This window comes from Paenibacillus sp. MMO-177, assembly GCF_037147795.1.
Classification (GTDB): domain Bacteria; phylum Bacillota; class Bacilli; order Paenibacillales; family Paenibacillaceae; genus Pristimantibacillus.
Genome location: NZ_JBBCUR010000003.1, coordinates 326,611 through 339,459, shown reverse-complemented (window position 1 = coordinate 339,459; position 12,849 = coordinate 326,611). Strand labels below are relative to the sequence as shown.

The 12,849-nt window shown below is 51.0% G+C and carries 14 protein-coding genes; all 14 read left to right on the top strand.

Annotated features, from left to right (window positions below; genetic code table 11):
- The first annotated feature begins 35 nt into the window (after nt 1-35).
- Entirely contained in the window at nt 36-1,514 is a 1,479-nt protein-coding gene (gene spoIVA / locus WFK81_RS12650) for a stage IV sporulation protein A (protein WP_336786776.1), read from the top strand.
- Between the two features lie 301 nt (nt 1,515-1,815).
- Nucleotides 1,816-2,940 (top strand): sugar ABC transporter substrate-binding protein, encoded by a 1,125-nt coding sequence (locus WFK81_RS12645; RefSeq protein ID WP_336786775.1) that lies wholly within the window; start codon nt 1,816-1,818, stop codon nt 2,938-2,940.
- Nucleotides 2,941-3,023: 83 nt separating this feature from the next.
- Complete coding sequence (locus tag WFK81_RS12640; RefSeq protein WP_336786774.1) at nt 3,024-4,538, top strand: sugar ABC transporter ATP-binding protein; 1,515 nt, start codon at nt 3,024-3,026, stop codon at nt 4,536-4,538.
- Nucleotides 4,535-5,524, top strand: a complete 990-nt coding sequence (locus WFK81_RS12635; protein ID WP_336786773.1) for an ABC transporter permease — start codon at nt 4,535-4,537, stop codon at nt 5,522-5,524. The genes WFK81_RS12640 and WFK81_RS12635 overlap by 4 nt, the downstream gene beginning before the upstream one ends.
- A gap of 164 nt (nt 5,525-5,688) precedes the next feature.
- Nucleotides 5,689-5,964, top strand: a complete 276-nt coding sequence (locus WFK81_RS12630) for an HU family DNA-binding protein (protein WP_127494178.1) — start codon at nt 5,689-5,691, stop codon at nt 5,962-5,964.
- A gap of 364 nt (nt 5,965-6,328) precedes the next feature.
- Nucleotides 6,329-6,550 (top strand): trp RNA-binding attenuation protein MtrB, encoded by a 222-nt coding sequence (gene mtrB, locus WFK81_RS12625; protein ID WP_336786772.1) that lies wholly within the window; start codon nt 6,329-6,331, stop codon nt 6,548-6,550.
- 135 nt (nt 6,551-6,685) lie between these two features.
- The gene (locus WFK81_RS12620; RefSeq protein ID WP_336786771.1) at nt 6,686-7,243 is read left to right on the top strand and encodes a hypothetical protein; all 558 of its coding nucleotides are present in this window, start codon (nt 6,686-6,688) and stop codon (nt 7,241-7,243) included.
- A gap of 123 nt (nt 7,244-7,366) precedes the next feature.
- Nucleotides 7,367-8,218: a heptaprenyl diphosphate synthase component 1 gene (locus WFK81_RS12615; RefSeq protein WP_336786770.1), complete on the top strand. Its 852-nt coding sequence runs from the start codon at nt 7,367-7,369 to the stop codon at nt 8,216-8,218.
- A 20-nt stretch (nt 8,219-8,238) separates the two neighbouring features.
- Nucleotides 8,239-8,991 (top strand): demethylmenaquinone methyltransferase, encoded by a 753-nt coding sequence (locus WFK81_RS12610; protein WP_336786769.1) that lies wholly within the window; start codon nt 8,239-8,241, stop codon nt 8,989-8,991.
- Nucleotides 8,988-9,863: a UbiA-like polyprenyltransferase gene (locus tag WFK81_RS12605; protein WP_336786768.1), complete on the top strand. Its 876-nt coding sequence runs from the start codon at nt 8,988-8,990 to the stop codon at nt 9,861-9,863. The genes WFK81_RS12610 and WFK81_RS12605 overlap by 4 nt, the downstream gene beginning before the upstream one ends.
- Complete coding sequence (locus tag WFK81_RS12600; protein WP_336786767.1) at nt 9,857-10,486, top strand: UbiX family flavin prenyltransferase; 630 nt, start codon at nt 9,857-9,859, stop codon at nt 10,484-10,486. Before WFK81_RS12605 ends, WFK81_RS12600 begins: the two co-directional genes overlap by 7 nt.
- Nucleotides 10,483-11,343 carry a menaquinone biosynthesis protein gene (locus tag WFK81_RS12595; RefSeq protein WP_336786766.1) on the top strand — a complete coding sequence of 287 codons (861 nt, stop codon included), beginning with the start codon at nt 10,483-10,485 and terminating at the stop codon, nt 11,341-11,343. The genes WFK81_RS12600 and WFK81_RS12595 overlap by 4 nt, the downstream gene beginning before the upstream one ends.
- Before the next feature lie 4 nt (nt 11,344-11,347).
- Nucleotides 11,348-12,322 carry a polyprenyl synthetase family protein gene (locus tag WFK81_RS12590; RefSeq protein WP_336786765.1) on the top strand — a complete coding sequence of 325 codons (975 nt, stop codon included), beginning with the start codon at nt 11,348-11,350 and terminating at the stop codon, nt 12,320-12,322.
- 57 nt (nt 12,323-12,379) lie between these two features.
- A complete protein-coding gene (gene ndk, locus WFK81_RS12585; protein WP_336786764.1) occupies nt 12,380-12,823 on the top strand; it encodes a nucleoside-diphosphate kinase in 444 nt (147 codons plus the stop codon).
- The last annotated feature ends 26 nt before the right edge of the window (nt 12,824-12,849 follow it).

The following is a 12,849-nucleotide window of genomic DNA, read 5'->3' as shown; positions in this document are numbered from 1 at the left end:
GGCGAACCGGAAAATCAATTGGGAGGGGATATTCAGTGGAGAAAGTGGACATTTTCAAGGATATAGCCGAACGTACCGGCGGGGATATTTACCTCGGGGTAGTAGGGGCTGTCCGTACGGGCAAATCAACGTTTATCAAGCGGTTTATGGAAACGGTTGTGCTTCCGAATATTGCAAGCGAAGCCGAGCGTGTGAGAGCCGTTGATGAACTTCCTCAAAGCGCCGCGGGTAAGACGATCATGACAACTGAACCGAAGTTTGTGCCGAATCAAGCGGTACAATTACGCGTCAGTGAAGGACTTGATGTAAACGTCAGGCTTGTGGACTGCGTTGGTTACGCCGTCGAAGGGGCGAAAGGCTATGAGGATGAGAACGGCCCTCGCATGATTACCACGCCTTGGTTCGACGAACCGATCCCGTTCCAAGAGGCGGCGGAGATTGGCACCAGAAAAGTGATTCAAGAGCATTCGACTCTTGGCGTTGTAGTGACAACGGATGGCTCCATCGCCGAAATCCCGCGCGCATCCTACGTAGAGGCAGAAGAGCGCGTGATCGGCGAATTGAAGGAAGTCGGCAAACCGTTCGTACTTATCATTAACTCTACGCGTCCTCGCAGTGAAGAAGCGATTCAGCTTCGCGGGGAGCTGCAGGCCAAATACGATATTCCGGTAATTACGATGAGCGTCGCGACAATGGGCGAAGAAGAAGTGATGTCCGTCCTGCGCGAAGTGCTCTACGAGTTCCCGGTTCACGAAGTCAACGTTAATCTGCCAAGCTGGGTAATGGTGTTGAGCGAGAACCACTGGCTGCGCAGCAACTACGAAAATTCCGTGCGCGATACGGTGAAAGATATTCGCAGACTGAGAGACGTCGACCGCGTTGTCTCGCAATTCTCCGATTATGATTTCATTGCCAGAGCCGGCCTGAGCGGCATGAACATGGGCCAAGGCGTAGCGGAGATCGATCTCTTCGCGCCGGATGAACTGTATGACCGCATCCTGATGGAAGTGGTCGGAGTTGAAATCCGAGGCAAGGATCATCTGCTCCAGCTGATGCAGGAATTCTCGCACGCGAAGCGGGAATACGACCGGTTCGCGGAAGCGCTCGAGATGGTTAAGGCTACCGGCTACGGGATTGCGGCGCCTACGCTCGCAGAGATGGCTCTGGATGAGCCGGAACTCATTCGTCAAGGCTCCCGCTTTGGCGTAAGGCTGAAAGCGACCGCGCCTTCGATCCATATGATCCGCGTCGACGTCGAATCCGAATTCGCGCCGATTATCGGCTCGGAGAAGCAAACCGAGGAGCTGGTCCGGTACTTAATGCAGGACTTCGAGTCAGATCCAATCAAGATCTGGGAATCCGACATCTTCGGAAGATCGCTCCATTCCTTAGTGCGCGAAGGCATCCAAGGCAAAATCGCCATGATGCCGGACAATGCGCGCTACAAGCTGCAGGAAACCCTTGGAAGAATTATTAACGAAGGTTCCGGCGGACTTATTGCCATCATCCTTTAACGCTAGATTGAGAGAACGGTTGAACCGGCTTGATGCCGGATCAGCCGTTCTTTTTGCGCTTTGCGGCGTTCTGCCCCGGCTGTAACAAATAATCATTGCAATTATCCGTTGTGGTTAATATAATGGCAATTGTTGAACGTTTCGATCTTTTTCGACATTTTCGTTCGTGTTTGTCGAGCTTTTCCCAATTCATGAAAATAATACTTAAATTCCGATTGACATACTAGGTAAAAATGATATGATTACAAATAGATCATTTCATCTATCATTTTGGTTAGATAAAAAGGGAGAGAAGAAGAACATGAAAAAATGGGGTAAACTTTCATTAACGCTGCTTGTTGCAATCGTTCTTGTCATTGCATCGGCTTGCGGGAACAGCAAGAACAACAACAACTCTGCTAACTCCGAAGCTAGCAGCAATGCATCGGCTAACGCATCGGAAGCGCCTGCAGCATCGGGCAACAGCGAGCTTGACGCACTGAAAGGCAAAAAAGTAGCACTCGTTATGCAGTTCAACACAGGAACATTTTCTTCGCAATACGTAGAAGGCGTGAAAGAGCAAGTGGAGAAGTTCGGCGGCTCCGTTCAAGTTTTCGCTTCCGATAATGACCTGGCTAAAATGTCTTCCAACCTTGACGCTGCTGTCAACCAAGGCTTCGACGGTATCCTGATCGACCATGGACAAGCTGGCGCTCTTGAACAAGGAATCAAAAAAGCAAAAGACAAAGGCATCAAAGTTGTCGTATTCGACGCAGACGTAAAAGTCGACGGCGTACCGGTTCTGCAGCAGGATGACCAATCGATGGCAAACCTTACGCTCGAGCAGCTGGCTAAAGACGCTGGCGGCAAAGGCAACATCGTAAAAGTATGGGTAGCTGGCTTTGCTCCAATGGAACGCCGCCAAGTTGCTTACAAAGCATTCCAAGAGAAGTATCCCGACATTAAAGAAATCGCGGCATTCGGCAACGCTAACAACCCTGCAATGGACACGCAATCGCAAATGGAAGCGATTCTGAAACAATATCCGAACAAAGGCGACATTACGGCTGTATGGGCAGCTTGGGATGAATTCGCAAAAGGCGCTGCCCGCGCAATCCAGCAAGCAGGCCGTACGGAAATCAAAGTATATGGCATCGACATGAGCGACGAAGATCTTCAAATGATTCAAGACAAGAACAGCCCTTGGATTGCTTCGGCTGCCGTAGATCCGAAAGATATCGGCCGCGTTCAAGTTCGTACCCTGTACAAAGAGTTTAAAGGCGAAGCTAACGATCCGATTACTGTACTTAACGCTGTATACGTAAGCCGCGACGAGCTGCCGGCTGAGCAAGTAAGCACAACTCAACTGTCCCAATATATCAAAGGCTGGGGAAGCAGCACGCAAAACTATGAAGACTGGATGAAAGAACTGGAAGGTTCGAAATAATCCAGAGGCTAAATGCTTACTAAGCAAGAATGGCGTCGCCATTCTTGCTTAGTCTTTAACGAAACGCTGGAGAGGTGCACAACATGAGTGTTGCAAAGCAATTGCAAATGAAGGGGATCCGGAAAGCCTTTTCCGGCGTCCCCGCCCTCCGCGACGTCGAATTTAACCTGCTAAGCGGCGAGGTTCACGCGCTGCTTGGTGCCAACGGTGCCGGCAAAAGCACCCTGATGAAAATTTTATCGGGTGCTTACAGCCAGGACGAAGGCACGATAACAATCGACGGGCGGCAAGTTCATATTGGTTCACCTGGGGATGCCAAACAATTGGGCATCCATTGTGTTTATCAGGAAGTTGACACGGCTCTTGTGCCGCAGCTAAGCGTGGCCGAGAACGTTATGCTTGACAGCATTTCCAGCAAAGGCAGCAGTCTGTGGCTGAACTGGCGCAAGCTGGAGAAGCAGGCGGAAGCAACACTTGCGCGGCTTGGCGCATCGATTCCGGTCAAGAAGAAGGCAGGGGAGCTGACGCTCGCCGAGAAGCAGCTTGTGCTAATTGCCAGACTGCTGACGGAGAAAGCAAAATACGTTATTTTTGACGAACCGACCGCACCGCTCAGCCTTGAAGAAGCGGAGCGGTTATTCCGTGTTATCGGGCAGCTCAAAGAGGAAGGCATCGGTATCGTATTTATTTCCCACCGGCTACCGGAAGTATTCCAGCTTTGCGATCGCATTACGGTTATGCGCGACGGTGAGCGAGTGTTAACCGAGTCTACTTCTTCGTTAACGATTGATGACGTTGTGCAAGCGATGCTGGGCCGGGTATTCGAGGAAGAATTTCCGAAAACGGAGGTTCCGATCGGTGATCCGCTGCTTGAGGTATCCGGCGTCACGCGCGGCCATTATGTCCGAAATGTAAGCTTTAATGCCCGCAGCGGTGAAGTTGTTGCCATTGTTGGTCTTGTCGGAGCAGGTAAAACAGAGCTGTCGAGAGTGTTGTTTGGCGCCGATAAGGCAGAGCAGGGTCGTGTGACGATCTCGAATAGAGCGGTTAACAACAGCGAACCGGCGGATGCCATAGCCGGCGGCATCGTGCTGGTGCCGGAGGAACGGCGGAAGCAGGGCATACTTGTTGGCGAATCGGTTCAGAACAACTTAAGCCTTCCGATTCTGAAACTGCTGACGAGAAGCGGCTTCCTGTCAGGAAAGAAAGAGTCGAACAACGCAGCCGCCATAATCGGGAAGCTGGGGATCAAGACCTCTTCCCCCAACCAGAAAACCGGTCAGCTGAGCGGCGGGAACCAACAGAAGGTATCCATCGGCAAATGGCTTCCGACCGGTGCGGAAGTCTACCTGTTCGATGAGCCGACCAAAGGCGTGGATATCGGCGCAAAAAGCGATATTTTCCGAATTATCGGATCGCTGGCCGAGCAAGGGAAAGCAATTGTTTACTTAACATGTGAATTTGCAGAAGCGATGGGTATCGCCGACCGAATTCTCGTCATGTGCGACGGAGCACTTGTGAAGGAATTCGGCCGTGGCGAAGCCACGCAGGAGCTGCTGATGCTTTATGCGAGCGGCGGCAAGGAGGAGCAGGCATGAGAGAGAAGTCACTAGATTTCATTTTTAAATTCGGATCGTTACTTGTTATTGCCTTAGTCATCCTATTCTTCTCAATGTGGGATGAGCATTTCTTTACGTACGCGAATTTGTCGGATATATTGCGGTCTATTTCGATTACGACCTTTGTTGCGATTGGCGTTACCTTCTCTCTGACGGTCGACGGCTTCGACTTGTCGGTAGGCTCTACCGTATCGTTGACGACGGTTGTCACGGCCGCCTTCATGGTCTGGTATGAGCAGCCCGTTGTCGTAGTAATTATCGTTGCTCTATTGATTGGGGCATTGGTAGGTTTGTTGAACGCGCTTCTGATCGTCAAAATCCGTATTCCGGACATGCTGGCCACATTGGCGGTGATGTACATCGTTGGCGGTATCCATAAGACCTATACAAAAGGTTACTCGATCTACAACAACATGCCTATGCCTGACGGTACTACAGCACCGGGCAAGTTCAACGAGTCGTTCCTGTGGCTTGGCCAAGGCAAGCTGCTTGGCATCCCGGTTCCGGTTGTGCTCATGATTATTGCCGTTGTTGCGGTTCACCTGTTCTTTAAATACACCCGCTGGGGGCGTCAGATGTATACAACGGGTGGGAACGAGGAAGCCGCGCGGCTGTCGGGCGTGCGAGTTCGCCGCATCCGTACGTTTGCTTACATCGCTTCCGGCATTTTTGCGTCCATCGGCGGTATATTGTTTGCGGCGCGTGTCGGCACAGGTCAGATCGATGCCGGCGCTCCAATGATGATGGAATCGGTAGCGGCCGTCTTTATCGGTTATTCGGTGCTTGGCGCGGGCCGCCCTAACGTAATCGGTACATTCTTTGGCGCGATCCTGATCGGAGTGCTCCTGAACGGCATGACGATGATGAAGGTGCAGTACTATGCCAACGACATCATCAAAGGCGTAGTCCTTGTTCTGGCGCTCGCCGTTACATTCATTCATTTGTCCAGAAAACGAAGCGGATAAAATGAAAAATAGATGAAAGTACGCGGAACCTCTATAGGCTACTTGAAATTGGAAATCGGCTGTATTACTATAAGTTTGTTTGAGGTCGAGGTATATTTTTCAAGTTTTCAGTAAATAAGAGGGATAAGATGACTCTTCATTTGCCTTTAGGGGAGGTGAAACAAATGAACAAAACCGATTTGATTAACAAAGTGGCTGAATTGTCCGATCTGTCGAAGAAGGATGCAACGAAAGCGGTTGACGCCGTATTCGAAGCGATCTCCGATGCCCTTCAAAGCGGAGACAAAGTACAACTGGTTGGCTTCGGTAACTTTGAGGTTCGCGAACGCCAAGCCCGCAAAGGACGCAACCCGCAAACAGGCGAGGAGATTGATATCGCTGCAAGCAAAATGCCTGCATTCAAGCCTGGTAAATCTCTTAAAGACCTCGTCTCCAATTAATTGCTTTTGCACAGCGCCCGAACGCCAACGCGTTCGGGCGCTTTCGTTTTTGGTCGTGCTGACAAGTCTTGCATGTCGGAGCCGGTCTATAGTATAATCGAGCCCAGCAATAGGATGCTAGAAGCAGTCCAGTGCTGCACAGCGCATGCTTTCGAAGCAATGAAGTCCTCACATGTGCCGTATCATGGCAAATTGGGTGATGATTCATGAAGCGAATGCTTACGAAGTAAGAATTATCACAACTGGCCGGAAAGCGGCCAATTGTGTGACAATTCTTTTTAGCGCATGCTTTCGAAGCAATGAAGTCCTCACAATCTGCCATAGCATGGCAAATTGGGTGATGATTCATTTTAGGAGGGTTAAGATGGAGCCGAATCAAGGCGATTACATCGTTATTAAAGCGAAGGATCAAGGCGTTCAGGTGATCGGCCTCACGCGCGGTCAGGACACCAAGTTCCATCATACGGAGAAGCTGGACAAGAATGAAATCTTGATTGTTCAATTTACGGATCATACATCGGCAGTCAAAATCCGCGGCAAAGCTTCCGTCATGACCAAGCACGGTATTGTGGATACGGACCAATAAAATGTTGTTCGGGCAAGCTCCCTCACGCAGAATATGCGTGTTGGGAGTTTTTTTGTGCATAGCTTGGCTCCATCGGTTGTAAAATGGGATATAAGGGATTTTTGGAGCGTTTACTAGGATCGGAGGGATTCCGTTATGCGAAAGGCTTATTTGACGGCGCTGGGCGCGGCGCTTGCGGTTACGGCGGTACTTGGCCTAATGCCTCATTCCGGAATCGGCCCGGGCAAGGGAAGAGGCGAGGTGGCCGTCTTTCATCCCTCCGAGATGAAGAGACTGACAAGCAGTAATCTCGTTGATGCCATCATTGGCCTGCAGCTTACGGGAAGAGTGGGGAAGGTGCAGTGGAACCAAGCGGTGCTGACCGTTGAAATGCGGGCAGAAGACGAGAAGCAGGCGGAGCGTTGGTATAAGGATATGGAGAAGCTGATCAGACTGTCGTTCACCCAGATGGAAAATGTGAACCGGCTGCTGATTCGCTATGTCGATTCCAAGGCAGACAACCGGCTGCTGTTTGCGGCGGATGTGCGCCGGACCGACAGCTGGCTGAGCGATAACTTTAGCGAACTAAGCGATGCGGATCCGCTTCACGATGAATTGTGGAGGAAACGCCTGAGAATTGCGTACACCACCTTGCTTGAAAAGCGGTTAGGACCAATTGATACCTATTCTACCGCACCCCTTCCATCTACCTGACGGAGTTGTAGCTAAATATTGAACAATTTGACCTCGGAAGCTTGTTTCGTATGCTCATGACCTAAAGTTGTGCTATAATAGTTTAGATTATTTAGCGGCAATATCTGTTCGGAGGCTTACCCCATGAAACCTTATCGTATCAACGAACTCGCATCCAAGTATGTCGAGTATGACATGATTAAAACTTACACCGAGCTGCCTGCTTTTCCCGACCCGAGGCTAAGGCTGCTTCATGCCGTGTTAAGCGAGCATGGAACCCTCGCACCACAGAGCGAGCTTTACTCGCTGGTTGTATCGCTGGTACAGCTGGGGATGGATACGCATGACCTGATAGACACGGAGGAAACCCGGCGCTCAGAGACCGAGATGAGATCCAGGCAGTTGAAGGTATTGGCCGGCGATTACTTCAGCAGCCGCTTCTACCAGCTTTTGTCACAAGCCGGACAGATCGGCATGGTATCCAAGATTAGCGCCGCCGTGTGCGAAGTGAATCGATTGAAGATGGATCTTTACACAAAGATGCAGCAATCGCAGCTGAAAGCCGAAGAGTATTTGAATAAGCTGACGGAGCTGAAGGGCGAGATGTTCCAGTTGTTCAGCGGGATGATGGAAGGTTCATTCGTGAAGCTTTGGCCGGAGATGCTGCAGGACGTTAGCCGCTGCGAGACGGTATTGGACGAAATGAATCGTTTTGATTCCCCATCCCGGTTTTATCAAAGCTGGGCTTATTGGCATGTCATGCAGGAAGGCACGCCGGAGGAGCAGCAAGGCCTCTCCAGGAATACGGAGCATTCGTTCATTTACGACCTGAGGGGGAAATACGAACTGCATGGCAGATTGGTCTCGAAGCTCAAGACAGCAGCAGACAGTCTCCGCGGTACTGCAGCAAAGCTGGAGTCCGAACAGCTGAAGAAGGTTATTCAGGAGCTGGCGGATTCCTTCCTAGAGAAGATGGCGGCCCATTCCAGGGCTTAACGAAACGAGGGATAAGACAGATGAATGCAAACACAAGCTCTGGTTCAAGTTCAGGCTCCGGCTCTAGTTCGAAAGAACATGTGCATGCGCTGTTCGAGAACATTGCGCCAAAGTACGATATGATGAACGATCTGCTAAGCTTTCGCAGACATAAGGCGTGGCGGAAATTTACGATGCGCAAAATGAACGTGCAGCCGGGGCAGACCGCGCTGGATTTATGCTGCGGCACTTGCGACTGGACGATAGCGCTTGCGAAAGCAAGCGGAACCGGGCAAGTCACCGGACTCGATTTCAGCCAGAACATGCTGGACGTCGGCGCCGTTAAGGTAAATGGCGAAGGCTTGAACAAGCAGATTACGCTTGTTCAGGGAAATGCGATGGAGCTGCCCTTTGCCGACAACTCTTTCGATTATGTAACGATCGGTTTTGGCCTCCGCAACGTTCCGGATTACTTGCAGGTGCTCAAGGAAATGGAGCGCGTTGTGAAGCCGGGCGGCATGGTAGTATGCCTCGAGCTGTCCAAGCCAATGTGGCAGCCGTTTAAAGGGATGTACTATTTATACTTTGAACGGATGCTTCCGATGATCGGAAAATGGGTGGCGAAGCGCTTTGAAGAATACAAATGGCTTCCGGATTCCCTGAAGCTGTTCCCGGACGCCAACCAGTTATCCGAGTTATTCCGGCAAGCCGGACTGCGTGAGGTACAGGCCTATCCGCTTACAGGCGGAATTGCGGCGCTTCACATCGGTACAAAGGAGAAATCGCAGCAATGATTCGCAAATTACGCATTATTTTGGAAATGATAAAATTTGAACATTCCGTATTTGCTCTTCCATTTGCTTTTTTGGGAGCTGTTCTTGGTACATTAGCGGTTGAGAAGCGACTGCCTTCCTGGGGCGAGATTGGTTGGATTGCGCTTGCGATGGTTGGCGCACGCAGCGCGGCCATGAGCCTTAACCGGGTGATCGACAAAGCAATCGACAAAGCTAACCCAAGAACGGCGCAGCGGGCATTGCCGGCAGGTTTATTGAAATCGTTCGAGGTTATCTTATTTATTATCGTTTCCTTTGCCCTGCTGTTTATAGCAGCGGCAAACCTGGATCCCATTGCAATGAAGCTGATGCCGATTGCGGTTGTGATGCTGGTTCTGTATTCTTATATGAAAAGATTTACCTGGCTCTGCCATGTATTCCTTGGCCTTACGATCGGCCTGTCTCCGCTTGGCGGCTGGGTTGCCGTAACGGGGTCGCTCAATGCCGCGGCATGGGTGTTGTATTTCACCGTTGCCCTTTGGATCGCGGGCTTCGATATCGTATACGCAACGCAGGATTACGAATATGACCGCGACAGCGGCCTTCATTCGATTCCCGCGCGATTCGGTCTTTCCGGTGCTTTGTGGATCGCTAGAGGCTTCCATATTGTAACGGCTATCGGCTTCTTCGCCTTGTTCTGGATGACAGAGCTGAGCTGGGTGTACCTTATTGGTACCATCGCTTCGATACTGATGCTCTTCTATCAGCACTGGCTGGTACGGCCGAATGATCTGTCCCGCGTGCAAATTGCCTTTTTCGGCATGAACGGCACGCTTAGCGTTGTTTTGTTCGTATTTGCGATGTTTGATCTGCTGGTGGTGCACCAATGGTAGAATCTTACGGAGCGGCAAAACCTAAACGCTGGGTAGTTGGGATAACCGGGGCTAGCGGGGCGATCTACGGAATCCGGTTGATCGAAGAATTGCTTCAGGCGAATTACCTCGTTCATGTCGTGGTGACCGAAGCGGGTTGGCGCGTACTGAAGGAAGAACTGGGCTGGGACACATCGCGCCGGCAGGCTGCGCTGGAGCAGCGGTTCGGTGAGGCCGTAACGGCTGGCCGGCTGGTATTCCATCCGAATGCCGACATCGGCGCCAGCATTGCAAGCGGCTCCTTCCAGGTAGAAGGCATGGCGATAGTGCCTTGCTCGATGGGCTCTCTCGCCTCGATGGCAAGAGGGATTTCGGACGACTTGTTAACCCGCGCGGCGGATGTCATGCTGAAGGAAGGGCGCAAGCTCATTATTGTTCCGCGCGAGACGCCGCTGCATGCCATACATTTGGAGAACATGCTCACACTTGCTCGGCTTGGGGTAAGAATCATTCCGGCAATGCCGGCCTTTTATTATAAACCGCAATCGATGGATGAAATGATTAATTTCCTTGTCGGCAAAGTGCTCGATAGCATGTCGATCGAGCATCAATTATTCAGAAGATGGGGAGATGACCTTACATGACGGGCAGACTGAATCATCCGCTTCGTGTCGGCCGAATCGATTATGCGAATGCATGGCCGCTTTTTCATTATTTAGAGGACTATACCGAGCAAGCCGGCATTGATATTGTGCTGAAGGTGCCGGCAGAATTAAACCGGCTGCTGCGTGAAGGGGAGATACAAGTTTCGGCTGTATCTTCCTTTGCTTACGGCATGAACGATAAGGATTACGTTCTTCTGCCGCATTTATCGGTAGGGTCGGAGGGAAAAGTAAACTCCATCCTTCTGTTCCTAAAAAAACCGATTGAGCAGTCTCCGCCGGAGCGGATCGCCGTTACTACAACGTCGGCAACATCGGTCAACCTGCTGAAAATATTAATGAAAAAGCATTATGAGCTTCAGCCCGAATACGAGCCGGCCGAGCCGGATCTTGACCGGATGCTGGAATGGGCCGATGGCGCTCTCCTGATCGGCGATCCTGCTATCCGGGAGTCTTGGGAGAACAAAGGCTTGACCGTAATCGACCTGGGAGAAGTGTGGAATCAGTGGACGGGGCTGGCAATGACATACGCCGTTGTGGCGGCGCGGAAGGAAGCCGTGGAACAATCGCCGGAAGCTTTCGAGCGTTTGTTCAAGGCTTTTACCGCCAGCAAGGAGAAAAGCATTGGCGATCTAACGCCGCTTATTCAGAAGGCAATGGAGCAGCTTGGCGGCGATCCGGCTTATTGGCAAATGTACTTTACTTGCCTTAATTACGACTTTGGACCAAAGCAGCAGGAAGGCCTTTCCTTGTATTTCCGGTATGCCAAGGAGCTTGGCTTGCTCGATCACGACGTGAACCTGCACTTTTATAAAGAAGAATCTCTGCCGAACAGGTGAAAGAATGAAACTATTAGACATTTTTGCAAAGTTAAAAGGCGATATGTCCCGAATCGAGCAAGAGCTGGAACGAAGCATATCGTTCGGCGATGAGCTGCTTAGCGAGACGTCTCTTCACCTGCTGAAGGCAGGGGGGAAACGGCTTCGCCCCGTATTCGTGCTTCTTTCGGGCAAGTTCGGCCAATACGATCTTGATAAACTGACAAAAGTAGCCGTGCCTCTTGAACTCATCCATATGTCTTCCTTGGTGCATGACGATGTCATTGACGATGCATCGACGCGGCGCGGTCAGCTGACCGTCAAATCCAAATGGGATAACCGGATTGCCATGTATACGGGCGATTATATTTTCGGCAGGGCGCTCACGATAGCAACAGAGCTGGATGATCCGTTTATCCATCAGATGCTCTCGAAATCTCTTGTGCAGATGAGTATCGGGGAGATGGAGCAAATCCGGTATTTCTTTAATACCGAGCAAACGATTCGCGATTATTTGCTGCGCATCCGCCGCAAGACGGCACTTCTTATCGCGATCAGCTGCCAGCTTGGCGCTGCCGCGGCAGGGGCGGACCGCGTTACGGTCAACCGGCTGTACCGTTACGGTTATAATGTCGGAATGACCTTCCAGATTCGTGACGACATGCTGGATTTGTTCGGCACGGAAAAGCAGATCGGCAAGCCTCCGGGTTCGGATATCCGGCAAGGAAACATTACGCTGCCTGTCATTCTCGCCTTGAAGGATGACAAAGTTCGTGAGCCTTTGCTGGAGCAAATACGGATTATCCGCGAGCATAACGGGAATGTTGATACCAAACCGGCCATTTCGCTGATCAAAAGCAGCAAGGGCATTCAGCTGGCTGATCAGCTGGCAAATGATTATACGAAAAAAGCTTTGGCCGCTTTAGAGGGATTGCCGGGTATCGGAGCGAAGAAGAATCTGATTGACATTGCGCATTTCGTAGGAAAGCGCAACTACTAGGGAATGCAATGCTTACGAAGTAAGAATTGCTTCACAATTCTTTTAGGAGGTAGCGTTATGGAAAGAACATTTTTGATGATTAAGCCAGATGGCGTTCAACGCGGCCTTATAGGCGAGATTGTGACGCGGTTTGAACGCAAAGGCCTGAAGCTGGTTGCTGCCAAGTTTATGGTTGTCAGCAGAGAACTTGCAGAAACCCATTATGCCGAACATCAAGGCAAACCCTTTTACGAGCCGCTGTTGAACTTTATTACAGCCGGCCCGGTCTTTGCGATGGTATGGCAAGGGGATAATGTTATCGCCCTCACGCGTGCCATGATTGGCAAGACGGATGCGGTCGACGCGCTGCCTGGCACGATTCGTTCGGATTTTGCCGTACATACGAATTTGAATTTGATTCATGGCTCGGATTCTCCGGAAAGCGCGGCAAGGGAAATCGCGAATTTCTTCTCGCCTGAGCAGCTGGTGGAATACGAACATACCGTACAGCGCTGGATCTAAGCCATACATAACGCTGTAGTTACAAC

Excerpts from the sequence above, each read along its gene's own strand:
- WFK81_RS12590 (WP_336786765.1), top strand. The coding sequence starts at position 11,348 with ATGAAACTATTAGACATTTTTGCAAAGTTAAAAGGCGATATGTCCCGA.
- ndk (WP_336786764.1), top strand. The coding sequence starts at position 12,380 with ATGGAAAGAACATTTTTGATGATTAAGCCAGATGGCGTTCAACGCGGC.
- WFK81_RS12620 (WP_336786771.1), top strand. The coding sequence starts at position 6,686 with ATGCGAAAGGCTTATTTGACGGCGCTGGGCGCGGCGCTTGCGGTTACG.
- WFK81_RS12610 (WP_336786769.1), top strand. The coding sequence starts at position 8,239 with ATGAATGCAAACACAAGCTCTGGTTCAAGTTCAGGCTCCGGCTCTAGT.
- WFK81_RS12645 (WP_336786775.1), top strand. The coding sequence starts at position 1,816 with ATGAAAAAATGGGGTAAACTTTCATTAACGCTGCTTGTTGCAATCGTT.
- mtrB (WP_336786772.1), top strand. The coding sequence starts at position 6,329 with ATGGAGCCGAATCAAGGCGATTACATCGTTATTAAAGCGAAGGATCAA.
- WFK81_RS12605 (WP_336786768.1), top strand. The coding sequence starts at position 8,988 with ATGATTCGCAAATTACGCATTATTTTGGAAATGATAAAATTTGAACAT.
- WFK81_RS12615 (WP_336786770.1), top strand. The coding sequence starts at position 7,367 with ATGAAACCTTATCGTATCAACGAACTCGCATCCAAGTATGTCGAGTAT.
- WFK81_RS12640 (WP_336786774.1), top strand. The coding sequence starts at position 3,024 with ATGAGTGTTGCAAAGCAATTGCAAATGAAGGGGATCCGGAAAGCCTTT.
- WFK81_RS12600 (WP_336786767.1), top strand. The coding sequence starts at position 9,857 with ATGGTAGAATCTTACGGAGCGGCAAAACCTAAACGCTGGGTAGTTGGG.
- WFK81_RS12630 (WP_127494178.1), top strand. The coding sequence starts at position 5,689 with ATGAACAAAACCGATTTGATTAACAAAGTGGCTGAATTGTCCGATCTG.
- WFK81_RS12635 (WP_336786773.1), top strand. The coding sequence starts at position 4,535 with ATGAGAGAGAAGTCACTAGATTTCATTTTTAAATTCGGATCGTTACTT.
- WFK81_RS12595 (WP_336786766.1), top strand. The coding sequence starts at position 10,483 with ATGACGGGCAGACTGAATCATCCGCTTCGTGTCGGCCGAATCGATTAT.